The 24468-nt window shown below is 52.9% G+C and carries 22 protein-coding genes and 1 other RNA gene; 16 read left to right on the top strand and 7 right to left on the bottom strand.

Annotation, left to right across the window (positions count from 1 at the left end):
- Window positions 1-462: 462 nt before the first annotated feature.
- A complete protein-coding gene (locus NSMM_RS15685) occupies window positions 463-648 on the bottom strand; it encodes a hypothetical protein (protein WP_090286882.1) in 186 nt (61 codons plus the stop codon).
- A 78-nt stretch (window positions 649-726) separates the two neighbouring features.
- Between NSMM_RS15685 and NSMM_RS09440 the strand changes: the two genes are divergently transcribed.
- The 5 genes from NSMM_RS09440 (at window position 727) to NSMM_RS16490 (ending at window position 8766) form a co-directional block, all read left to right on the top strand.
- Window positions 727-1650 carry a WYL domain-containing protein gene (locus NSMM_RS09440; protein ID WP_245654757.1) on the top strand — a complete coding sequence of 308 codons (924 nt, stop codon included), beginning with the start codon at window positions 727-729 and terminating at the stop codon, window positions 1648-1650.
- A gap of 8 nt (window positions 1651-1658) precedes the next feature.
- Window positions 1659-4154: a type I restriction-modification system subunit M gene (locus NSMM_RS09445; RefSeq protein WP_090286884.1), complete on the top strand. Its 2496-nt coding sequence runs from the start codon at window positions 1659-1661 to the stop codon at window positions 4152-4154.
- Between the two features lie 322 nt (window positions 4155-4476).
- Window positions 4477-7101 (top strand): type I restriction endonuclease subunit R, encoded by a 2625-nt coding sequence (locus NSMM_RS09450; RefSeq protein ID WP_281200906.1) that lies wholly within the window; start codon window positions 4477-4479, stop codon window positions 7099-7101.
- On the top strand, window positions 7101-7817 hold the full coding sequence (locus tag NSMM_RS09455) for a M48 family metallopeptidase (protein ID WP_090286885.1): 717 nt from the start codon (window positions 7101-7103) through the stop codon (window positions 7815-7817). The genes NSMM_RS09450 and NSMM_RS09455 overlap by 1 nt, the downstream gene beginning before the upstream one ends.
- 1 nt (window position 7818) lies before the next feature.
- Complete coding sequence (locus NSMM_RS16490; protein ID WP_090286887.1) at window positions 7819-8766, top strand: COG2958 family protein; 948 nt, start codon at window positions 7819-7821, stop codon at window positions 8764-8766.
- A 4-nt stretch (window positions 8767-8770) separates the two neighbouring features.
- On the opposite strand, the gene NSMM_RS09465 is transcribed toward NSMM_RS16490, so the two are convergent.
- Window positions 8771-9037: a hypothetical protein gene (locus tag NSMM_RS09465; protein WP_090286889.1), complete on the bottom strand. Its 267-nt coding sequence runs from the start codon at window positions 9035-9037 to the stop codon at window positions 8771-8773.
- Window positions 9038-9116: 79 nt separating this feature from the next.
- Window positions 9117-9581: a lysozyme gene (locus NSMM_RS09470; RefSeq protein WP_090286891.1), complete on the bottom strand. Its 465-nt coding sequence runs from the start codon at window positions 9579-9581 to the stop codon at window positions 9117-9119.
- A 27-nt stretch (window positions 9582-9608) separates the two neighbouring features.
- Between NSMM_RS09470 and NSMM_RS09475 the strand changes: the two genes are divergently transcribed.
- Window positions 9609-10049 (top strand): LacI family transcriptional regulator, encoded by a 441-nt coding sequence (locus NSMM_RS09475; protein ID WP_245654759.1) that lies wholly within the window; start codon window positions 9609-9611, stop codon window positions 10047-10049.
- Between the two features lie 154 nt (window positions 10050-10203).
- Here NSMM_RS09475 and ssrA read toward each other — a convergent pair.
- From ssrA to NSMM_RS09495, 4 genes are all read right to left on the bottom strand, one after another.
- Window positions 10204-10563, bottom strand: a transfer-messenger RNA (tmRNA) gene (ssrA, locus tag NSMM_RS09480).
- 135 nt (window positions 10564-10698) lie between these two features.
- A complete protein-coding gene (locus tag NSMM_RS09485; protein ID WP_090286895.1) occupies window positions 10699-11025 on the bottom strand; it encodes a putative signal transducing protein in 327 nt (108 codons plus the stop codon).
- A gap of 190 nt (window positions 11026-11215) precedes the next feature.
- Entirely contained in the window at window positions 11216-12001 is a 786-nt protein-coding gene (locus NSMM_RS09490) for an inositol monophosphatase family protein (RefSeq protein ID WP_090286952.1), read from the bottom strand.
- Window positions 12002-12003: 2 nt separating this feature from the next.
- Window positions 12004-12561, bottom strand: coding sequence for a thioredoxin family protein (locus NSMM_RS09495; protein ID WP_090286949.1), 558 nt, complete (start codon window positions 12559-12561; stop codon window positions 12004-12006).
- Window positions 12562-12744: 183 nt separating this feature from the next.
- Between NSMM_RS09495 and NSMM_RS09500 the strand changes: the two genes are divergently transcribed.
- The 10 genes from NSMM_RS09500 (at window position 12745) to ppk1 (ending at window position 24400) form a co-directional block, all read left to right on the top strand.
- The gene (locus tag NSMM_RS09500; protein ID WP_090286896.1) at window positions 12745-13494 is read left to right on the top strand and encodes a 16S rRNA (uracil(1498)-N(3))-methyltransferase; all 750 of its coding nucleotides are present in this window, start codon (window positions 12745-12747) and stop codon (window positions 13492-13494) included.
- Between the two features lie 21 nt (window positions 13495-13515).
- Window positions 13516-14865 carry an amino-acid N-acetyltransferase gene (argA, locus tag NSMM_RS09505; protein WP_090286898.1) on the top strand — a complete coding sequence of 450 codons (1350 nt, stop codon included), beginning with the start codon at window positions 13516-13518 and terminating at the stop codon, window positions 14863-14865.
- A gap of 490 nt (window positions 14866-15355) precedes the next feature.
- Window positions 15356-16417, top strand: a complete 1062-nt coding sequence (locus NSMM_RS09510; RefSeq protein ID WP_090286899.1) for a rod shape-determining protein — start codon at window positions 15356-15358, stop codon at window positions 16415-16417.
- A gap of 130 nt (window positions 16418-16547) precedes the next feature.
- Entirely contained in the window at window positions 16548-17453 is a 906-nt protein-coding gene (mreC, locus tag NSMM_RS09515; protein ID WP_090286901.1) for a rod shape-determining protein MreC, read from the top strand.
- On the top strand, window positions 17410-17961 hold the full coding sequence (gene mreD / locus NSMM_RS09520) for a rod shape-determining protein MreD (RefSeq protein ID WP_090286903.1): 552 nt from the start codon (window positions 17410-17412) through the stop codon (window positions 17959-17961). Before mreC ends, mreD begins: the two co-directional genes overlap by 44 nt.
- Window positions 17958-19838, top strand: a complete 1881-nt coding sequence (gene mrdA / locus NSMM_RS09525) for a penicillin-binding protein 2 (protein ID WP_090286904.1) — start codon at window positions 17958-17960, stop codon at window positions 19836-19838. The genes mreD and mrdA overlap by 4 nt, the downstream gene beginning before the upstream one ends.
- A 33-nt stretch (window positions 19839-19871) precedes the next feature.
- Complete coding sequence (gene rodA / locus NSMM_RS09530) at window positions 19872-20981, top strand: rod shape-determining protein RodA (protein WP_090286905.1); 1110 nt, start codon at window positions 19872-19874, stop codon at window positions 20979-20981.
- An 8-nt stretch (window positions 20982-20989) separates the two neighbouring features.
- Window positions 20990-21928, top strand: coding sequence for a septal ring lytic transglycosylase RlpA family protein (locus tag NSMM_RS09535; protein WP_090286906.1), 939 nt, complete (start codon window positions 20990-20992; stop codon window positions 21926-21928).
- Window positions 21929-21950: 22 nt separating this feature from the next.
- Complete coding sequence (locus NSMM_RS09540) at window positions 21951-22223, top strand: oxidative damage protection protein (protein WP_090286908.1); 273 nt, start codon at window positions 21951-21953, stop codon at window positions 22221-22223.
- A 53-nt stretch (window positions 22224-22276) separates the two neighbouring features.
- Entirely contained in the window at window positions 22277-24400 is a 2124-nt protein-coding gene (gene ppk1 / locus NSMM_RS09545) for a polyphosphate kinase 1 (protein WP_090286909.1), read from the top strand.
- Window positions 24401-24468: the final 68 nt, after the last annotated feature.

The raw sequence follows: 24468 nt of genomic DNA on the forward strand, positions 1-24468 counted from the left end.
ACAAAGTGATGCTGCGCGGTACTTTATCATCTGGCTTAATCACGATTAAGACGCGAGGCCCACTTAATTTGAGTTCGTCCATGCGCGGAAGAATCTGAACTTCCTGGTACGCATTGCGGCGGTTAGGCTGAAGGATCCCCTTGAGCCGATTAATCAACGCCTGATCAATTTTGGGCTGCGGTATTTCTTTCGCACGCGCCCAACCAAGCGAAGAAGCAAACCGATAGCCTGCAAACCCGCGCCGATCCCGACTTCTGGCCTTGAATGCTCAAGAGGACAACAGAGAACAGAGAGAGAAAAACGGAGAAACGCGCGCCCGGAATGACGACTTCGGGAGGTACGTACTCAAGAGATCAAGGCACGAAACCGCGCCAACACTGGGGAATGGGCAAAAAAAAATCCCAACCGATGAGGGTTGAGATTTTGGGTATTGGTGGTGCTGAGGCGACGCCACGCGGCCTATCAAGGATGCAATGGGTTGCAACGAGCACCTTTGAGCGGTGATTTTACGCTGATCGCCGCCTTTTGATCCTCGCTGCCGCGTCCGCCCACCTTTGCGGACGCCGGTTCAATCCCCAAACACGGAATCGCACTAACCTCCAGCGGCAGGGGCACGTTTGTGTTGTTGGATGCCAGTTTGTCGCGCATAATGTCATCAGTTTGATGATGTGAATCGCCTAGCAATGAACAAACATAAAACCAATCACAGTCTTTCGGTCGTCCGTCTTGGATGAGGAGCCGTCGGTGACTCAACCCCAGCGCGTCGAGAGCCTGAGCCACGCCCAGCGCGAGCGGCTGGCCTACGTCGACTTCCGGCTCTTCTTCTTCGGCGAGATCGGCCGCCCCGACCTGATCGAGCGCTTCGGCGTGGCTCCGGCGGGGGCGACGCGCGACTTGGCGCTGTACCGCGAGACCGCGCCGCAGAACATCACCTTCGACGGCAGCCACAAGATTTACCGCATCGGGCAGGCGTTTGCTCCGCTGTTCGAGCACGCCCCGCAGCGCGTGCTGTCGGCGCTTGCTCTGGGCTTCGGTGATGGTGTGAACGGCGCGACGCTGCCGTTGCTGCCCTGCGAATCGCCATCCGTCTTAAGCAGTCCGAAGATGGATGTGCTGGCCCCGATTTGCCGCGCAATCCGCGCCAAGCGCCCGGTGGCGATCCGCTACCACTCGATGAGCAGCGGCGAGTCCGAGCGCGTCATCGTGCCCTTTGCCTTGGTGGACACCGGCCTGCGCTGGCACGTTCGGGCGTTTGACCGCAAGTCCGGCGAATTCCGCGACTTCGTCGTCACCCGCATCGAAGCGCCGACGCTGCTCGACGAGGAGCCACAGGCCAACGAACGGCCGGACAACGACATCCAGTGGACGCGGATCGTGGAGTTGGACTTGGTGCCGCACCCGCGTCTCGCCCGCCCCGAGATCATCAAGATGGACTACGGGATGACTAACGGCTCGATCCGGATGCGCGTTCGCGCGGCGGTGGCGGGCTACATGCTGCTGCGCTGGAGCGTGGATGCTTCACCAAATCACAGCCTCACAGAAGAACAGTACCGCCTTTGGCTCAGCGATCCGCTGGCCTTGTATGGCGTCGAAAACGCAAAGCTCGCGCCCGGCTACCGCGCCCCGGCGACAAGCACAACACGGAAATAGGATCACAAATGGCCATCAAAAAATCAGACCTTTACTCATCCCTCTGGGCGTCTTGCGATGAACTGCGCGGCGGCATGGATGCCAGCCAATACAAGGACTACGTCCTGTTCATGCTGTTCATCAAGTACGTCTCGGACAAATACGGTGACTCTGATGACTTTGCCCCGCCAGTCACTATCCCGCCCGGAGCCAGCTTCAAGGACATGGTTGCCCTCAAGGGCAAAAGCGATATCGGCGACAAGATCAACACACAGGTCATTCAGCCCCTGATCGAAGCCAACAACCGCCTGGCACGCAGTGACTTTCCTGATTTCAACGACCCGAACAAGCTCGGTGAGGGTCAGGCGATGGTGGATCGCCTCAGCAACCTGATCGGCATCTTCCAAAAGCCCGAGTTGGATTTCTCGAAGAACCGAGCCGAGAACGACGACATCCTGGGTGACGCCTACGAATACCTGATGCGGCACTTTGCCTCGCAGAGCGGCAAGAGCAAAGGCCAGTTCTATACGCCATCCGAAGTCAGTCGCATCATGGCCAAGGTCGTGGGCATCTCCCCTGCCAATGCAGTGGCCTCGACCACCGCGTATGACCCCACCTGCGGTTCTGGCTCCTTGCTGCTCAAGGTGGCCGCCGAGGCTGGCAAGCACATCACATTGGAAGGGCAGGAAATGGACGTGACCACTGCTGGTCTCGCCCGTATGAACATGATCCTGCACGACTTTCCAACCGCCAACATCCTGCAGGGCAACACGCTGGCCTCGCCGAAGTTCAAGGATGGCCAAAAAGACGGAACAGAAGTGCTGCGTACCTATGACTACGTCGTCGCCAATCCGCCGTTTTCAGACAAGACCTGGAGCACCGGCCTGACCCCTGCCAGCGATGCGCACCAGCGTTTTGCTTGGGGCGAACCGCCGAAAAAGCAAGGCGACTACGCTTACCTGCTGCACATCATTCGCTCAATGAAGAGCACCGCCAAAGGCGCCTGCATTCTCCCTCACGGTGTTCTTTTCCGGGGCAATGCCGAGGCTGTCATCCGCGAGAAGCTGGTGCGGTCGGGCATCCTCAAAGGGATCATTGGCCTGCCGGGCAACCTGTTCTACGGCACGGGCATCCCCGCCTGCATCCTGGTGCTGGACAAGGAAAACGCTTCTGCACGCAAAGGCATCTTCATGATCGACGCCTCCAAGGGCTTCATCAAGGACGGTGCCAAGAACCGCCTGCGTGAGCAGGACATTCACAAGATCGTCGATGCCTTCACCAAGTTGGCAGAGTTGCCACGCTACTCGCGCATGGTGCCGCTGACCGAGATCGCAGATCCCAAGAACGACTACAACCTCAACCTGCCACGCTACATCGACAGCACCGAACCTGAAGACATCCAGGACATCGATGGCCACTTGCGTGGCGGGATTCCAGAGCGTGACCTGGATGCGTTGAGCGACTATTGGAAGGTGATCCCCGGTGTGCGCAATACCCTGTTCGAGTCAGCCGGGCGCGCTGGTTATGCACAGTTGAAACTGCCCATCGCCGAGGTGAAGACCACCATCTTTGCGCATCCTGAATTCACTGCATTCAATCAGGCGGCCACCAAGGTCTTTGCTGATTGGAAGCAGGCCCACACCCCGCTACTGAAGGGCTTTGCGAAAAACGGCCACCCAAAGCAACTGATCGAGGCACTGTCCGAGGATTTGCTTGCCCGATTCAAGCCGACGCCGCTCGCCAATGCCTATGACGTGTACCAACACCTCATGGACTACTGGGCCGAGACGATGCAAGACGACTGCTACCTGATATCAGACGCAGGCTGGCAGGCTGGAGCGCAGCCGCGTGAAATTCTTCAAGTCAAGAACAAGGACGGCAAGCTGGCGTGGCCCGAAGCGCATGACTACAAGAAAGGCAAGCGGCGCTTCAAATCCGATCTGATTCCTGCGCCAATTCTGATAGCCCGTTACTTCGTCGCGGAGCGCGACGCCATTGAAGCGTTTGAGGGCAAGCTGGCAGATGTCGAGCAGCAACTTCAGGAGATGATGGAAGAGAACAGCGGCGAAGAGGGGCTGCTGGCCGAGGTCATTGAAGGCGAAGGCGACAAGCAGAAGATCACGGCTAAGGCTGTCAAAGCCCGCCTGAAGGAGATCGGCAAAGATCCTGACTACGCCGACGAGCGCAAGGCGCTGCAGGACTACGCCGCCTTGCTCGACAAGCAGACCGATATCAAAGGCAAGCTGAAAGCGGCGCAGGATGACCTTGAGGCCAAGCTGGATGCCAAGTACCCCAAGCTGACCGAGGAAGAGATCAAGCAGCTTGTAGTGGACGACAAATGGTTGGCGACCTTGGCCGATGCCGTGCAAGGCGAGCTGGATCGGGTTTCTCAAACCCTCACCAGTCGCATCCGCCAGCTTGCGGAACGCTATGCCACGCCGCTGCCGACACTGACCAAAGAGCTCGCCACACTCTCAGCGCGGGTGGATGAGCACCTGAAAAAGATGGGGGCGGTATGGAACTGATGCCTGGCTACAAGCGCAGCGATGTCGGCGTGATCCCGGACGACTGGGATGCCAAGCCGCTGGGCGAGATTGGCGACAGCCTCATTGGATTGACCTATCGCCCTTCCGAAGTTCGCAAGTATGGAACGCTGGTGCTGCGCTCATCCAACGTCCAAAACGGGACGCTTTGCTTTGACGACAACGTCTTTGTCGACGCCGATATTCCTGACCGCATCATGGTCAGGCCGGGAGACATTCTTGTCTGCGTGCAAAACGGCAGTCGCGATCTGATTGGCAAGTCCGCTCTTATCGACGAGCGGGCCGTTGGCATGACCTTCGGTGCATTCATGGCGGTGTTCGTCAGCTCATCACCAACCAGGAAGAGATTTTCAACAAGGGATTTTTCAGCACGGTGCAGTTGTTGCTGGCGGGAAGCGACTCGCAGGGTTTGCGCTACGGCACCACGGGCACCCCGGAGAAGTTTTTCGTCGAGTGGAAGGAGCGCAAGGATAAAGGCGCGACCACATCAGAGCCACTCGCAGAGGGTGCGCTGCTGGATATTCCATTGGCGCAGATGTTTGACAAGGTGCGCCTGCTGGATCTGATCCGCAACTTCATCATCTTCGATGGCGGGCAAAAGAAGGTACCTCGCGTCCATCAATACCACGGTGTGAAAGCGGCCCAGGAGCGGGTAAAGCAGCAAGAAGGCGGTGTGATCTGGCACACCCAAGGCAGCGGCAAGAGTATTCTGATGGTGCTGATTGCCAAGTGGCTGCTGGAGTTTGACCCGCACGCCCGCATCCTGGTCATCACCGACCGCGATGAATTGGACAAGCAGATCGTGGGTGTGATGAAGAATGCTGGCGTGATTGGCGAGGATGCGGCATCGCCGCGCATCACCTCTCGCGCGGAATTGGTTGAAAAGCTAGGGGCAGCCACGCCACGCCTGATGTGTGCGCTGATCCACAAGTTTGATACGACCGACCTGAAAGGCGAGCCTCCGAGGGTGGTGGGCAGTGTTTACGTCTTCGTCGATGAATGTCATCGCACGCAAGGCGGCGACATGAACAAGCAGATGAAGCGGTGGCTGGAGAACGCCATCTTCATCGGTTTCACCGGCACGCCTCTGCTGCGCAAAGACAAGCAGACCACCCGCGAGGTTTTCGGCACCTACATCCACACCTACAAGTTTGATGAAGCGGTGGCCGACAAGGTTGTGCTTGACCTGAAGTACGAAGCGCGCGATGTGCCTCAGCGCCTGACTTCAAAAAAAGCTATCGATGCGTGGTTTGATCAGAAAACCAAGGGGCTGAACAACTTTCAGCGTTCGGTTCTGCGTAAGCGCTGGGCGACGATGGAAGAGCTGATGAGTGCCGGTGAGCGCAAGCAGCGCATCATCACCGACATCATCCACGATTTCGGAGTCCAGCCGCGTCTGAACAATGACCGGGGCACGGCCATTCTGGTGGCAGCCTCCATCTACGACGCCTGCCACTACTTTCGTTTGTTCCAGAACACGTCGTTTGGCAAGTACTGCGGAATCATTACGTCCTACGAGCCCAACCACAACGCGATTTCACGCGAGCCCAAGGACAGCGACGAGCGCTATAAGTTTGACACCTACACCCAGCACGTCCTGCAGAAAGATCAGACCACCAAGGACTACGAGGACAAGACCAAGCAGCGCTTCATCGACGAGCCTGCCAATCTGAAGCTGCTAATCGTGGTGAGCAAACTGCTGACCGGTTTCGATGCGCCTTCCTGCACCTACATCTACCTTGACAACGAGCTGCGCGATCACAACCTGTTCCAGGCTATCTGCCGCACAAACCGGCTCGACGGAGACGACAAGGACTACGGCCATATCGTCGACTACAAAGAGCTGTTCGAGAAAGTGCAGGACTCCATCGCCGTTTACACCTCGGACGAGCTGGACATCGACGAAGGTGGCGATGACGGCAACGTCACCGTGAAGAACTGGCTGAAGGAAGGCAAGGCGCAGCTCGATGCTGCCCGGGAAGCACTGCGTTACTTGTGTGAGCCGGTGGCAATGCCCCGCGAGATGGAGCAGTACCTCCACTACTTCTGCGGTGATGCCAACGATCCAGAAGCGTTGTTGAACACCGAGCCGCTGCGCATCTCGTTCTACAAGTCAGCAGCCGCATTCCTGCGAGCCTATGCGGCAATTGCCCAGAACCTTGAGGACGCAGGGTATTCAGCGGCTGATATTGCTGCACTCGAAAAGGAGATCGAGTTCTACAGCGATACTCGCACAGCGATCAAGAAGCATTCAGGCGAAGAGCTGGACATTAAGCCTTATGAGGCGGATATGCGCCACCTCATCAACACCTACATCCAAGCAGACCCAGCTGAAGATTTGGGAAATCTCAGCTCGCTCTCACTGACCGATCTGATCATCGAAACCGGCATTCACGACGCCATTGCCAAGAAGCTCAACCAGAAGGGTAAGCTGTCGAGAAATGCGATTGCTGAAGGCATCATCAACAACGTCCGCAAGACGATCATTCGGGATCAACTGACTGATCCGAAGTTTTACGACGAGATCTCCATGCTCCTCGAAGACCTCATCAAGCAAAAGCGCGACGACACCGCTGCCTACGAGAAATTCCTCCAGAAGGCTGAAGAGTTGGTAAAAAAGATGGCGGCAAAGAATACGGGCAGCCATCCGCACGTGCTCAACGGTCACCCGGAAGCGATCGCTCTTTTCAACAATCTGGCCAGCATTCCGGCCGCAACTTTCGTTTGTCCGACTGACGACGATGGCAAGGCGACGCTCGCGCTCGAACTCGAACTCGATCAGGCTATGCGAGAGCAGGCACCGGCAGGCTGGAAAGGGGATGACACCCGTGAGAAGCAGGTGCTCAATGCTCTGTTTCCCATCATGTCGCGGGATCGGGTGGCAACGCAGGCTATTTTTGAAATCATCAAGAACCAATCGGGGTACTGATGAACGAGACGATCCAACTGGGCGAGATTTCAATAGCGGTGACCAGGAAGGACATCAAGAATGTCCACCTCACCGTTCATCCGCCTGATGGACGTGTGACTCTCGCCGCCCCAACCAACACTCGCCTAGAAGTAGCGCGTGCCTACGCGATCTCCAAGTTGGTCTGGATTCGTGACCAGCAGAGAAAACTGGAGTGTCAGGCACGGGAAACACCACGCCAGTTCGTTGAGCGTGAGAGCCACCACGTTTGGGGGCGGCGCTACCTAATGACGGTGGACTACCAGGATGTAAAGCCCAGTGTTGTCCTCAGCAACAAACGGATCACCCTGATTGTTCGTCCGGGCAGCTGCGCAGAAAAACGCGCGGAGGTGATGCATGAATGGCACAAGTCGTTGCTGCACGAGGTTGTACCGCCACTGATCCAAAAGTGGGAGCAAAAGCTCAAGGTGAGAGTCTCAGGCTATTTCCTGCAACGGATGAAAACCAAGTGGGGTAGTTGCAATCACGCAGAGGGAAACATCCGCCTCAATACGGAGCTGGTGAAAAAGCCTAAGGATTTGCTGGAGTACGTCGTCGTGCATGAAATGGCTCATTTGATTGAGCCCACGCACAGTGATCGCTTCATCGCCATCCTTGAAGAGCATTACCCCAGCTGGCGTGAGGCCCGCGCTGAGCTCAACGAATTGCCGCTGGCTGCAGAGGTCTGGAAGGAGTGATATGGCACTGAATCTGGCAAAGGTCGTCATCGGCTATCTGAAAGATCGGCCCGAAGAAAAATTCAGCGCACGGCAGATTGCCGAGTGGGTGTTCGCCACTTATCCGGATGAATGCCAGGAAAAGCGGGCCAATAGCCGCGGCGATTACATCAAGTCTGATGCGGATTTGGTGCAGCAGCTCGTCGCAGAAATCAGCTCGCAGCGCCCGCGCATGCAAACGAAGCATCCAGAACTCAAAACGACTGAAGGACGGCCGCGCAAGTACTACTACTCGGAGCGCTCGGACAGCGCCGAGGTGGCAGCGGTCGAAAGCGAAGGAGCGGCGGCGTCGGCGGATGCGAACGCATCGAAGATGGACGAGCACGCGCTGTACCCGTTGCTGTCGCACTATCTGTGGGAGGAGTTCGGCGTGTTCTCCAAGCGCGTCGACGAGAAGCGCTCATCGAACAAGCGCGGCCCGAACGGCAACCGCTGGCTGTACCCGGACGTGGTCGGCATGGAGGACTTGAGCAAGGAATGGCACCGCGAAGTGCGTGATTGCGTGACGCAGTATTCCGACAAGCGCACCAAGCTGTGGTCGTTCGAGGCCAAGCTGCTGATCAACCGCTCGAATGTGCGCGAGTGCTTTTTTCAGGCGGTATCGAATTCGTCGTGGGCCAACTTCGGCTATCTAGTCGCGGCGGAAATCGGCGGTACCGACACCCTGAAGGAACTGCGGATCCTGTTCGCGGCCCACGGCATCGGCTTCATCAAGCTGGACGTGGACAACCCTGCCGACAGTCAAGTGCTGATTCCGGCACGCGAGCGCGACGAGATCGATTGGGACATGGCCAACCGGCTGGCTACGGAGAACCGGGATTTTCTGGAGTACGTGAAGCTGGTGAAGCAGTTCTACCAGACCGGCGAGGCGCGCGCGGCGGACTGGGATGTTCCCGAGGTGGACGCCTGATGGGCTATTCCAGGTGGCCGATGACGTCGAGGCGTTCGTCGCCACGCTGAAACGCGCCGAACCAGCCGTCGAGTGAGTCGGCGCGGGTGCGGCTCACCAGCAGCGCAAATCCCTCGCAGCCACGCCCCTTGGCGGTAGCAAAGTCGGTGGTGTCGAATTTGGCCTCGCGCACCAGCGTCGTGGCCACCGTTTTCATGGCGGATTCGAATAAATCCAACAGACTCGCCTGCAAGACGTCGTCGATGACTGCCTTTTTGAATCGATTGCTCATTGCTCCTGCTCCGTGTTGATATGGGTGACATGAACGCGCTGTTCGGCGGCAAAGCCAAGCTCTTCCGCGCGGTTCGGGATCAGGCGTTGCGAAGCAGCCAAGCGGCCTCGGCAACCCGCCTTGTGACGAGTCCCGGCAGCACCTTGCCGCCGCCATAGACCCATCGGCGCAATTCCTGCCCGGCCGCAACCCAGTCGCGTTGATTGACTCGCCGCCGCAGCGTTGACGTCTGTAGCCGCCCAGCCCCAAGGTTGAACGTGAAGTCCACGATGGCCGATAGTCGCCCGTCGGGTTCGGCGGCAAGCACCGGGCAGTAGCGCAGCGTTGTCGCGAGCGCCGTTTGCAGGTCGTGCGCCAGATAGGCCTCGGCTTCGGTCTCCGTGATCGGCGTGTGCGTCGGCTCGCACAGATGGCCGTAGCCAATCGTCCAGTAGCCCGCTGGGCAGATGTAGGGATGCGCGTGTCCAGGATCGGTCTTCGGCACGCGATGGAACCCCTCGAAGCGCTTGGCCAGCTCGATGGCCGTTTTCGGCACTTCGCTCACGAACGTGGCCACGCCAAGGGTGACCCAGTGACATATCAGACGCCGCTGCCTGCTGGCGGTGTGCAGATGGAGACCTTCCTGCCCTGGACGCTGGTGCGCCGGGGTCTGAAGAAGCAGGTCATCACGCCGTTCGACGCGCCGCAGGAGTTCCTGGACGAGGCACGCCGTGAGCGGCAGGTGCGCGAGATGGCGCAGGACACTCTCTTGATGCGGGCACTCGGCCTCGCGCACCACTGGCAGCGTCTGCTGGACGAGGGACGGTTCAGTTCCATGACCGAGATCGCGGCGGCCGAAAGCATCGATCTCGGCCAAGCCAGCAAGATGAGCCGACTGGCGCAACTGGCTCCCGACCTGATCGAGAGCATCGCCCTGGGATGCCTCGAGGTAGGTGTCGGCCAGTTGCTACGCGGCAAGTTGTCGACGTCCTGGCTGGCGCAACGCGAGGCACTGGTGGCAGGCTCGCGCTGACACGCCGCCGCAAGGCGGTTTTTTTGCGTCTTTCGCTGTCTCGGTCGCGCCCGCTAGAGCAAGCGAAGAAGCAAACCGATGGCCCGAAAACCCGCGCCAACACAGGGGAACAGGCAAAAAAAACCCCGACCGAGAACGGTTGGGGTTTTGTTATTGGTGGAGGCGGCGGGAATTGAACCCGCGTCCGCAAGTCCTCTACAGACAGTTCTACATACTTAGCCTGATTATTTAGTTTGACTTGTCACACGCCAACCGGCAGGCTGGTGGCAAGCGAGTTACCTATCGTTTAATATTCTGCAAAGTAACCCTGCAAAATACGATCCTCGTTAATGACTCCACTGTCTGTTACCAGACCCGGCGTTGAGGCCCACCGGTGTGGAGTTTAGCCGGATTAAGCGGCTAAAGCGTAGTTTTCGTCGTTTGCGACTATTTTTTTTCAGTTGTTTTACGAGGTTACTGACCCTCGGTATGCCCTGCACTGCTTCGTAACCCACGTCGAAGCCGGATCGCCCCCTTAATTAAATTCTGAAATGATAAGAAAACTTTTTAGTGAATTAGTTCAATTTCAGATTCTAACAGATCCAGAAATACGTAAAAATTTACTTCTGAAAAGCCTGCCTGCCATGCGGATAAAGAATAATGGTTCACGTTACAAGTTTTCCTTGACGACTTCCAACCCATGGTTACACTGCCAACATAACTGGAAGTGATATGGATTTTCTTCGTGGCAGTTTGGGCAGATACAAGTGGCAGTTTCCACTGGTGTCTGCTCATAAGCCGTAATAAGTTTTTGGCCACGCTCAAAATCCAGATCACGGATAACCCAGACTTCCGGGTAAGTTTGGGTGAAAGGAATTTCACCAGCACCACCTTGTGCGTAAACATTGAACAACCTCGCCGGAATATAGGCATTTTCCAGTAAATCCAGAACGATATGGGCCTCGATCAAATCGTTGGCCGTGTATATTTTTTTCATGTTTCCAGTAGCTTGCTAGTTAACGCCCACTAACTCCACACACTATGCCGCACCAAACCCAAAGAGTCTTACTTTTCACTCAGGGGATTATGATAAGGTGCGCCTTTACACAAGGAGAACGATCATGGCTAAAGGGCAACAACGCAAAAACAAGGAACCAAAGAAACCGAAAAAAGAAGCACCAGCGAAATCAACTGGTATGTGATCTTACCCAATCGCGCCATTGCTCAAATAACGTCTCATCCAGTGCAGCAATGACGGAACGACGCCAGGGAGGCTCGGACCAGTAATCGTCATTTTCTAGTGTACACCGTTGACCACCGGCTTCTTCGAGAATCAGGCAACCGGCAGCATAGTCCCAGGGCTTCTGACCGCCATGTAGGTATAAATCCAAATAGCCTGCAGCGGTATAGCACCACTCCAGCGTGCAAGCGCCATAATTACGTTGTGAGGCGTATGGTGGGGAAGCAGCAATTGCACCGGCCAGTTGTCGCTTTAATCGTTTGAGATCGACATTGGCAATTGCACGTTGCAGTGAAGTCTCGCGTCTGGATAAAGGCAAGAGCTGGCCATTAAGATACGCACCTTTACCCTGCTCGGCATAGAAACACTCATTGGTCGCTGGGTTATACACCACGCCAAGCACACTTCTGCCATTACGCATGAGCGCAACAGAAACCGCAAAATAAGGCAAGCCATTCATAAAATTGGATGTTCCATCGATCGGATCGATACACCACAATCCTGAATGGCCTTTCTCCCATTGCTCAAGCTGCTCGGCATCAGTCATTTCCTCTCCCATTACCGCAGCGGGAGAAATCGTACGCAACTTTCCTACCAGACTGTTCTGTGCTGCCATATCTGCAGCAGTATAGAAGCTGCCGTCACTTTTATAGATACGCTCCACCTGTAAATAGCGCGGCATGATTTCCTCATGCGCCACCATTTTTACGGCAGCGATCACTTGCTCCAGCAAGTTCAATCAGCCCGCCACTTGATAGAGCAGCCAATGCTGGGTATCTGGTCCTGTGGTCCATGACCCGTTTGGGCAACCTGCACCATTGCCTCGAACAAATCGCGACGCAGGTCTGCCGGTCCAGCTTCCTTGCGGGAGGCGTCCAGGCGACCGCGATATTGCAGCTCCTGCTGATTATTGAATCCAAAAAAATCGGGAGTACATACGGCACCATATGCCTTGGCGGTGGCTTGCGTCTCGTCCCAAACATAAGGAAACGGATAGGCGTGTTCTCTGGCGATTCTAGTCATGTTGTCGAATGAGTCTTCCGGATAGTCGGCGGGGTCATTGGACATGATCGCTATACTGCCAATCCCGTGTTCCGCCAACTCCTTGGTATCACGAATAATCCGGTCACGGATGGCCTTCACATAAGGACAATGATTGCAGATGAACATCACCAGCAATCCATTTTTTCCTTGCGCTGATGCCAAGCTATAACGTTTGCCATCAACACCAGGAAGATCAAAATCCACTGCCTTCCAGCCAAAATCACAAATCGGCGTTTCCAGACTTGCCATCTTATTTATTGCTCCTTTTTCGTTAAATGCTGCCAGTTTAAGCTTCATCGAAGCCGGCATGCAATTTTCGATATGCACAAAACTCAAGCAGATCACCAAAAAAACCTTGCGCCCTATATATAATGGTAGCATGAAAATGTTACCGATCTTTTTGGCCCGCACGACAAAAAGCAGTTGTTACCCTTGCTAGCGCGCTTCTATCATCAAGAATTCATATCGGTTGGCGAAACAGTTGTGCTTGATCATGGCAACAGCCATCATGCCGCTCAGGTATTACGTCTGAAAACCGGAGATCAGGTTACGTTGTTCAATGGTGCGGGCGGCGAATTTTCAGGCAAGCTTACGCAAATCAGAAAATCGCAGTGTCAGGTACAGATCAGCTGTTTTCACAATATAGAACGCGAGTCATCCCTGTCAATTCAACTGGCACAGGCAGTATGTGCCAATGAAAAGATGGACTGGATTATCCAGAAAGCGGTTGAACTGGGTGTCACGCAGATTCAACCGCTACTGACTCAACGTAGCGTCGTACGTTTAAGCGGTGAGCGTGCGGAGAAACGGCAGCAACACTGGAAACGCGTTATTATTTCGGCCTGTGAGCAATGCGGCCGCAACACTGTTCCGCAGCTATTCCCCTTGCTAACGCTGACCGGATGGCTGGAAAAAAAAATCAAAGAACCAAAGCCATCAGATAGCCATGACTTGATTTTGTCTCCTGGCGCCAGCTTGCGCCTGGCGCAGCTACCTGCTCCCAAAGACGGCGAATACACAGCAATCTTGGTCGGCCCGGAAGGCGGATTTACCGCCGAAGAAAGTGAAGCGGCAAGCCTTGCCAAATTTTTCGCCATTCAGCTTGGTAAAAGAATTCTGCGCACCGAAACCGCAGCTCTGGCCACCATTGCTGCCATGCAATCCCACTGGGGCGATTATTGATCAAACTTCATAATAACTGACATGCAACCGGATACGAACTTCATTACTTGGTTTCGCGCCGTCACACCTTACATCCAACTCTTCCGGAACAAGATCTTTGTGATCGCCTTTGGCGGCGATGTCGTGGCTGATGAAAAATTTGTGTCACTGGTGCATGATTTCAATTTGCTCGCCAGCCTTGGCATCCGCCTCGTGCTGGTGCACGGCGCACGCCCCCAGATTGAATCCCGTCTGCAGGCTGATGCACACGAAATTTCTTATGTGCAGGGGATGCGCGTCACCGATGCAAATGCACTTCAGTACGTCAAGGAAGCAGTTGGCCGTGTGCGTAGCGAGATCGAAGCGCGGCTGTCCATGGGCCTGCCCAACTCCCCAATGGCTAATGCTGCCATCAAAGTGGTCAGCGGAAATTTTGTCACTGCTCGTCCTATCGGGGTAGTTGACGGCATCGATTTGCAATATACCGGCGAGGTTCGTCGCATCAATGCCAGTGCAATCCATGAGCAGTTGGCGCAGGGCAATGTGGTACTGCTCTCGTCGCTTGGCTATTCACCGACTGGCGAGACTTTCAATCTAACCTTGGAAAATATCGCCGCAGAAGTTGCTATTGCCTTGCAGGCAAACAAACTTGTCTTTTTGATGAGCAAACCAGGTGTCTGTCAATTATTGAAAGCGGAAGAAACCCTGCTACGTGAATTGACCGTCAAGCAGGGTAAGACCTGGCTAAAACATGCAACAGAATCCGGTTATCCGGATGAAGATACGTTGCTCTATCTACCTTGGGCGTTACAAGCCTGTGAACGTGGTGTGGCACGCGCACACCTCATCAGCCATCATATCGATGGCGCCCTGCTGCTCGAACTTTTCAGCCACGAAGGCGTAGGCAGCATGATCACGCGCGATCCACTACAAGTTATCCGGCAGGCAAAAATTGAAGACATCGGCGCTATTCTGCAACTGATCGAACCACTGGAAAATAGCGGCATTCTGGTAAGGCGTAGTCGTGAATTACTAGAAATGGAAATTGGCCACTTCATGGTGCTGGAGCATGATCAGATGATTATTGCCTGCGCCGCACTTTACCCTTTTCCTGATGAATCCGCCTGCGAACTCGCCTGTCTGGCGGTACACCCCGATCAACGCGAAGCTGGCATCGGACGCACGTTGATCGATTACCTTGAACAGCATGCCAGGCAACAGGGGTTTAACCGGTTATTCGTTCTGACGACCCGTACTGCTCACTGGTTTCTGGAACGTGGATTTTATCCTGCCGCACTCGATCAGCTTCCGCATCCCAGACAACAGCTTTATAACTATCAGCGACGTTCCAAAGTATTTCAGAAAACACTGACAGCAAATCATCCAAAATAGCACTGACACATTATCAGTGCACCCTAATGAGCGTTAACCGGGCACTGGCACTACTTGCTTGCAGCATACACTTGCTTTCTTCGTTCGCGACCTGACCCCCCCCTATTGGCTCCTAGCAAATACAGTTCCGCTTAGTCTTGGCATTCATGGATTGCAACTAAATCCAATAAGAAAGAGTAGTGCCCCCTTTTCGTCTCCTTCCCTTTTTCCGTTGCTGGGGGCACTGGCTTTGTAGCTGTTTGCGACGAGGATACGGATCTGATATTGCAGGCCGCGATCATTATCACCATGATGTGTATTTTCAGGGGAAAACGAGCAACGGCAACTCAGCATCTTCCCAGCTTCATATGGCAAAGTGCTATAATTAATTCAAATATCAATCACTCCTGTCTTCGACATTGACCAGTCCATGTTCTTTTCAGTTTATCCGCGCAAAATAGCTAAGGTCCAGAAGTTATTCTAAATAGCTCTATTCTTAAATACTGCCACCATGCTTAATTTCCTAAATAACAATTTCCTGGGTAATTATTTTTCGGCTGATATGGCCATCGATCTTGGAACAGCCAACACGCTGATTCATTTGCGCGGCCATGGCATTGTGCTCAATGAGCCATCCGTCGTGGCCATCCGCCAGGAAGGCGGCCCAGGTGGCAAGCGCATGATCCAACAGGTAGGACTGGCTGCGAAACAGATGCTGGGGCGGACGCCGGGCAATATCACAGCGATCAGGCCAATGAAAGACGGTGTGATTGCTGATTTTACCGTAACCGAGCAGATGCTCAAGCAGTTCATTCGCAAGGCACGCCCACAGCGCCTGTTTTCTGCTAATCCGCGTATTGTCATTTCGGTACCCTGTGGTTCCACTCAGGTGGAGCGGCGTGCGATCCGTGAAGCAGCCTATGGTGCAGGTGCGCGCAAGGTTGAGCTGATCGAGGAACCCATGGCCGCAGCCCTGGGCGCCGAATTGCCAGTGGAATCTCCTACCGGGTCAATGGTGGTGGATATTGGTGGCGGTACGACTGAAGTTGCGGTCATATCCTTGGGAGGAATCGTCTATTCCAGTTCCGTGCGTATGGGAGGAGACAAGTTTGATGAGGCAATCGTTAATTACATCCGACGCAACTACGGCATGATGATCGGTGAAGTCACTGCGGAAACCATCAAGGCAAGCATTGGTTCGGCCTATCCTGGCTCCGAGGTTCGAGAAATCGAGGTCAACGGGCGTAATCTGGCTGAGGGAATCCCCAGAAGTTTCACGATCTCCAGCAATGAAATTCTAGAAGCATTGGCTGAACCGTTAAATAATATTGTTGATGCGGTCAAGACTGCGCTCGAACAGACCCCGCCAGAACTTGGCTCGGATATTGCTCAAATGGGGATGGTCATGACCGGTGGCGGCGCCCTGTTACGTGATATTGATCGGCTGTTGATGGAAGAAACCGGATTATCGGTAATTGTCGCTGATGACCCGCTCACCTGCGTAGTACGCGGTGCGGGGATTGCTTTGGAAAACATGGATCGTTCTATTGGAATATTTGCCAGGGATTATTAATCGCCCTATTGGTCAGGCTATTTGCTTATTAAGGTTACCTCTAAAAACCCATATTCGTCGCAACGCTGTGTTGCCTGGAACTCCGATTCTTTAGAGACGCCCTTAGCAATGATTAGTCCGCTTTAGCTGCATGTCTACTTCGCCACGGTTTTTTGCGTCCGGCCCAAGCCCGCTCGCGCGGCTCTTTCTTTATGCGCTGCTATCTGTTTTTTTGATGATTGCAGACAAGCACACCGATCACGTATCCGAGCTCAGACGTGTTATTGGCCTGGTTGTTTCCCCGTTACAGAAATTAGCTTATGCTCCCTTTCAGCTTTATGACGAACTGGAACAATATTTCGCAAACCTTAGTCTCATTGAAGAAATAGCACAGCTCAGACAGACGCATCTCAGAAACCGTTACAAACTTTATCAATTGCATGCCCTGACAGTCGAGAACCAGCATCTCCACGCATTACTGGGCGCCACTGAACAGTCTCAGTTCAGGACGGTCCTGGCTGAAATCATGTCCACACCCCGCAACCCGTTCAACCGCAAAATCATCTTGAACAAGGGTAGTTCCAGTGATATTCGCGAGGGACATATCGTTATTGACAATCTCGGCGTGATCGGACAGGTCACCAAGGTTTATCCCCTGACAGCCGAAGTCACACTAATTACTGACAAAGGCCACACGGTCCCGGTGCGAATTGCGCGCAATGCCATCAACACAGTGATCAGCGGGGCCGGACGCAACAATGAACTGGAATTACAGTTCTTTTCGGTCAACACGGATATTCAACTGGGAGATCTGCTGGTAACATCGGGTATTGGTGGGGTTTATCCTTCTGGACTGCCCGTTGGGCGGGTCACGCTTATCGAACATGATAAATCCATGCAATTTGCGCATATCATTTGTACACCAGTTGCGGGAGTAGACCGTCATAGATATGTGTTGGTACTGGTAGACTTACCGCCAGGGATTACTCAGCCCGCTGAAATATCTGACTCACATGCCAATCAAACCAACCAGCAACAAAACATTCCATCACGGTGATTTGCTCGAGCAGGAACTACAGCTTTCTGCCAGCAGACCACTGATTTATCTGAGTCTGGTTGCAGCACTGATGCTGAACCTGATGGTATCGGACAATATCATCCTACTGGTCCGCCCGGATTTTGTTGCGCTGACGATACTTTACTGGAGCATTCACCAACCGCGCCAGTCCGGCATGAGCCTCGCATTCGTTAGCGGAATCATTATGGACGCCGTGAATACCAGTATCATGGGGCAACATGCGCTTGTCTACTGCTTGATCACTTTTTTTGCACTACTATTTTATCGACGGCTACGCATGTTTAGCGTATTCAGGCAAATTCCAGCTATCTTGTGGATATTGTTGCTGGCACAAATAATACAGCTACTTATTGGCACACTGACGGGCACCTATTCACCGGATTGGCGCATCCTACTTACAAGTGTGTCCGGAGGGTTGTTATGGTCTTTCGTTGCCATCATGCTGACCAGTCTCAGAAAGCAGGAAATCGATCCGGATGAGTTATGAATGAACCGGTTGAATTACATAACCGTTTGCATGAGTTACGAAATTTCTATGTCAGATTAGCTATCTGTGTGTTTTTCGTGTTGCTGCTATTTAGCATACTATTTGGACGCTTCTACTATTTGCAAGTTGTGCGCAGTGAACATTACACCACCCTTGCCGAAGCCAACCGCATCAGTATCTCGCCAATCACGCCAAATCGCGGGCTGATATTCGATCGTAATGGCGTTGTATTGGCGCAAAACTACACGGCCTACACGCTGGAGATTGTTCCTGATCAGGTCGAGAACCTTGAAGCGACCATCAGCCAGCTCGCCACGTTGATCGACATCACTCCGGAAGACTACAGTCGCTTCAAAAAGCTTAGACGGGAAAATACCCGTTTCAAGAGTATCCCGATACGATCCCGTTTAACTGATATCGAAGTTGCCCGCTTTGCAGAAAACCGTTTTCGTTTTTCTGGTGTCGAAGTCAAGGCACGCCTGTTGAGACATTATCCTAAAGGGGAATCTGTCTCTCATTTCATTGGTTACATTAACCGCATCAATGATACGGATTTAAAACAGCTGAGTGAAAACAGTCGGCTGGACAACTATCGAGGAACGTTACATATCGGACGTACCGGTATCGAGAAAAGCTATGAGAATGACTTGCATGGTATGACCGGGGTGGAGCAGGTTGAAACCGATGCCGTTGGCCGTCCGGTTCGTACCTTGTCGCGTATTCCCCCTATTGCCGGCAGCGACCTTACTCTCACAATCGACCTCGGTCTGCAGCAAGCTGCCATCCAGGCATTTGGAGATTTTCGTGGCGCATTAATCGCCATGGATCCAACCAATGGCGAAGTACTCGCATTTGTCAGTAAACCGGGGTTTGATCCCAATCTGTTCACCGATGGCATCGATCATCACAACTGGCGCCTGCTCAATGAATCAATTGACAAACCTCTGATCAACCGTGCCTTACGTGGAGTATATCCACCTGGCTCTACTTTCAAGCCTTTCATGGCACTGGCGGGGCTGGAGCTTGGCAAACGCACCCCAAGCTACGCAATACGGGATCAGGGATTTTTCAACCTGCCCGGTAGCTCTCACCGTTTTCGTGACTGGAAACCCGGGGGGCATGGTTACGTTGATCTGCACAAATCGTTAGTTGTTTCCTGTGACACTTACTATTACATGCTAGCAAACGATCTGGGTATCACTGCCATACACGAATTCGTCAAACAGTTCGGATTTGGCCAGCTGACCGGTATCGATATTCCTGGAGAACTTGGCGGATTATTACCTTCCATTGAATGGAAAAGAAGACGTTTCAATCAGAGCTGGTTTCCCGGTGACACCATTTCGGTCGGCATTGGCCAGGGATTCAATCTGGCCACTCCACTGCAACTGACGTTTGCAACAATGCTGATCACCAATGATGGCAAGGCATTTCGGCCGCATTTTGTCAAACAGATCAAAGATCATCAGCACAACCAGATTAAGGATAATTTTGTCGATACCCGGTATCAATTGAATATCAAACAAGCGTATCTGGATATTGTCAAGCAGGCATTACGGGATGTGACGCTACCCGGCGGCACCGGTGCTCGTGCGGCTGCCGGCGCCACCTACAGCTTTGCAGGCAAGACTGGTACTTCTCAGGTAGTCAATATCAAACAGGGTGAACGCTATGTCGCCAGTAAACTGGATGAACGCCATCGCGACCATGCGCTTTTCACTGCCTACGCTCCTGCTGAAGACCCTCGCATCGTTCTGACTGTGCTGGTTGAGAACGGCGGATCCGGCGGATCCACTGCCGCGCCCATTGCGCGCAAGGTGTTGGATTATTTCTTTCTCGGCATCTCGCCGGAACCGATGGAAATTTTGGCCAAATGAAGATAAACGATTGCCCTCCTGTCACATCACGACATGATTACTTTTGACCTATCCAAAATATGGCGTTTCCTGACCCGCTATATCGATGATTTTCTGCTGGCGGGTATTTTTCTACTGATGCTGACCGGTCTAATTGTGCTCCATAGCGCAACGGGTGGCGACACAACCAAGATGACCAGTCAACTGGTCAATATGGCGGTCGCACTCACCGTCATGTGGATGGTTGCCAATATTCCACTACAGACCATCCTGCGGATTGCGCTGCCATTATATCTGCTCGGCATCGCCCTGCTAATCAGCGTCGCCCTGTTTGGTGAAATCCATAATGGTGCGCGTCGCTGGCTAAACCTGGGTATCACGCGTATTCAACCTTCAGAGCTACTGAAAATAGCGGTACCGCTAATGATGGCATGGTATCTGGATAAAACAGGCCTGATTCTGCGCTGGCGCAATCACGGTGTAGCCACACTCATTCTACTGCTGCCGGTACTGTTGATTGCCCGTCAACCAGACTTGGGAACATCCATACTCATTCTCGCAAGTGGTTTCTATATCTTGTTCCTGGCAGGCATTTCCTGGCGGATTATGGCGACACTCGCAGTCACGCTGGCCATAAGCCTGCCCTTGCTTTGGACGTTCGGCATGCATGACTACCAGCAAAAAAGAGTACTGACGTTGCTCGATCCCTCACAAGATGCGCTCGGCGCGGGCTATCACACGATTCAGTCCAGCATAGCCATCGGTTCGGGTGGAATTTCCGGCAAGGGATGGCAAAAAGGAACTCAGTCACAACTGGATTTCCTGCCAGAGCCGAGCACAGATTTCATATTCTCGGTATTTTCAGAGGAATTTGGGTTGATTGGTAACGGTCTGTTATTATTACTCTACTTAGTAGTTATCGGGCGTTGTTTTGTCATCACAGCCAAAGCACCTACCCGCTTTACCCGTCTAGTTGCAGGATCGATCACACTTACCTTCTTTACTTATATTTTTGTCAATATTGGTATGGTTAGCGGCATTCTTCCTGTAGTGGGCGTGCCGCTGCCACTCATCAGTTATGGAGGCACATCAATGGTCACCATCCTGTTTGGATTTGGTATTTTGATGAGTATTCACACGCACCCCAAACTGGTTAGAACTTAGGAGAAAATATGGCTACCGCAAAAATTTACTCAAATAACCCACGACTTGTTTCATCCTGGTTTATCCTGTGGCTGATCGCTTTCTATCTAACTGGCTGCAGCAACACTGGCACGATCGTCGGGAAATCCTCCAAACAGCCGGGCGCCTCCACAAGCCAACCATCGCACACCAACAAGCGAGGAGGAGGGTATTATCTTGATGATGGCCCGGAAACCAATCCGCCCATCCATCTTGATGCAGTTGTCAATGCGATTCCCAAGGCAGAACCATTGCGCAGCGCCAATATGAAACGCTATAGCGCTTTGGGCAAAACCTATGTTCCCATGACGAAGCTGGTACCATACCGGACACGTGGTACCGCATCCTGGTATGGCAAGCGCTTTCACGGTAAAAATACAGCTTCAGGAGAAATTTACAATATGTACGCCATGACAGCCGCTCACCCTACTTTGCCCATACCAAGCTATGTAAGGGTTACCCATTTACAGAACGGAAAATCCATCATCGTACGTGTTAATGATCGCGGACCATTTATAGATAATCGATTGATCGATTTATCTTATGTTGCCGCGCATAAACTCGATATGCTGGCAGATGGCAGCGCACCGGTTGAAGTTGAAATTATTCTTCCTCACCAATCTTCCGCTAATCGTGTCACCCCACCACAGACGCTACCCGCATCTACTGTAATGCATTCTGACGATAACGAAACAACTTATCTACAGGTTGCAGCATTCAGCGCATCAGAAAATGCTCAGAATTATTTCGACCGGTTTCAGTCTCAATTACAGGCGGAATTTCAGGACATTGCCCGTTTATCACGTATTCGTGAAACCAACGGGTTATACAGGGTATTAATCGGTCCTTTCACCGATGAGAAATCTGCCAGGCAAATTGCATCCGTGCTACTCGATTCAATCGGCACTCAGCCGATCCTTCTCAAATAATCTACTTTTTCAGGAATTCACGATGGCCAGACTGGTTAAATGTATCAAACTAGGAATTGAAGCAGAGGGACTGGATTTTCCGACCTATCCGGGCGAGCTGGGCAAACGGATTTATGATAATGTCTCAAAGCAGGCTTGGAGCCAATGGATAAAGCATCAAACCATGCTGGTCAATGAAATGCATTTGAGCCTGGCGGACATCAAGGCACGAAAATATCTCGCCGAACAGATGGAAGCCTACTTTTTTGGCGAAGGGGGGGATCAACTCACAGGTTACGTTCCACCAAATTCATAAAGCTGTATTTGAATTTAATAATATCGGTCTATCTTGAGCCAAACTAACACGCTATGACCGAGAATGAATCCAGTGTAATCAGTGCTGGCACACCCACTCTTTGTGCGGACAATCTATTTTTAAACCGAGAGCTGAGCCAGGTGGAATTCAATCGCCGCGTTCTCGCTCAGGCAGAAGGCAGCCATGTACCGTTACTGGAACGCTTACGCTTTATCTGTATCATCAGCAGCAATTTTGATGAATTCTTTGAAGTTCGGATCGCAGGACTGAAAGAGCAGATCAAGCTCGACACACCAGGATTCGGCCCGGATGGCCTCCCTCCTCGGCAAGCTCTTGAACATGCTGCTGCGCGTGCGAGAGAAGTGGTCGCACATCAATACAAAATTCTCAATAAGGCCATTCTGCCGGAGCTGGCCAGCCATGGCATCCATTTTCTTCGCCGCACCACCTGGAATGAAAACCAGCGCGAATGGATCAAACAGTTTTTTCAGCGAGAGCTGATGCCGATGCTGACTCCTATCGGCTTGGATCCATCTCATCCCTTTCCGCGTATCTTAAATAAGAGTCTGAATTTTGCTGTGGCATTGGAGGGCAAGGATGCCTTTGGCCGTAATTCGGGGACGGCAATTGTGCAGGCGCCTCGTATTTTACCTCGTGTCATCCGGTTGCCTAAAGAAATTGGACGAGACGAATACAGCTTTGTATTTCTGTCATCCATTATCCATGCGCATGTAGATGAACTTTTTTCTGGCATGCAAGTGGTCGGCTGCTATCAATTTCGAGTAACCCGCAACAGCAATCTGTTTGTCGATGAAGAAGAAATCAAGAATTTGCGCATTGCGTTGCAAGGCGAGCTTCCACAACGCCATCTCGGTAACGCGGTAAGACTGGAAATCGCAGATAATTGCTCGCCAGCCATGACAGAATTTCTGCTCAACCAGTTCTGCCTGAAAAAGGAAGATCTATATCAGGTGCATGGTCCGGTCAACTTAGTGCGGCTTACTCAGATTTTCGATATCATCGATCGTCCTAATCTGAAATTCCCCCGCTTCATTCCCGGACTTCCTTTCTCGACCCAGAAAAAAAAGAACCTCGATTTTTTGCAGATGGTACGCAAGAGCGATATTCTGCTGCATCACCCCTTTCAGAGCTTTCAACCCGTTATTGAATTCATCAAGCAGGCATCGATTGACCCAGACGTTGTGGCAATCAAGCAGACCGTATATCGCACCGGTCCCGATTCCACGCTGATGGAAGCTTTGATCTCCGCTGCCAGCGTCGGCAAGGAAGTCACCGTAATAGTAGAACTATTAGCACGATTCGATGAAGAAGCCAACATCAACTGGGCTGGACGACTCGAAGAAGCCGGAGCTCATGTCGTCTATGGCATTGTTGGTTATAAGACTCACTGCAAGATGGCCATGGTTATCCGGCGTGAATCCGGTCAGCTGAAACGCTATGCACATCTTGGTACCGGCAATTATCACCCCGGCACCGCCCGCCTTTATACTGACTTTGGGTTGCTAACGAGTCACGAAGAAATCTGTGCGGATATTAATGAGGTTTTTCTCCAACTGACCGGATTGGGGAAAGCGAGCAAGTTGAAACATCTCTGGCAATCTCCTTTCAGCCTACATAATCAAATTCTTCATCACATCAACCAAGAAGCGGAAAATGCGCGCAATGGAAAACCTGCTGCCATCATCGCTAAAATGAATGCATTGCTGGAACCGGCAGTCATTCAAGCACTGTATGCCGCATCCGGCGCCGGCGTCAAAATCAATCTGATCGTGCGTGGTGCCTGCGCACTACGTCCCAATGTTCCTGGCTTGTCCGACAATATACGCGTGCGTTCGATTATTGGTCGTTTTCTGGAACACTCCCGTATTTTTTACTTCCTGAATATCAACCGGCATCACATTTATCTTGCCAGTGCTGACTGGATGGACCGCAATTTCTTTCGCCGGGTAGAAGTCTGCTTCCCAATACTCGATCCGCGTCTGAAAAAACGAGTCATCACGGAAGGTTTGAAACCCTACTTGCGAGATAATACTCAAGCATGGGAAATGAATGGGGAGGGCTACTACAAACGTAAAATCTCAAGGCGTAACCGCCAATTTAGCGCTCAGGATGCCTTGCTGGAAAAGCTGGCGGCAGTCAAGCAGGAGTCTCTATAAAATAAACGGATGGCGCAGGAACTGGAGCTGAAGTTTGTGCTGCGCCGTCACTGCCTGAAGCAGGTTGT

This window comes from Nitrosomonas mobilis (assembly GCF_900103035.1).
Taxonomy (GTDB): Bacteria; Pseudomonadota; Gammaproteobacteria; order Burkholderiales; family Nitrosomonadaceae; genus Nitrosomonas; species Nitrosomonas mobilis.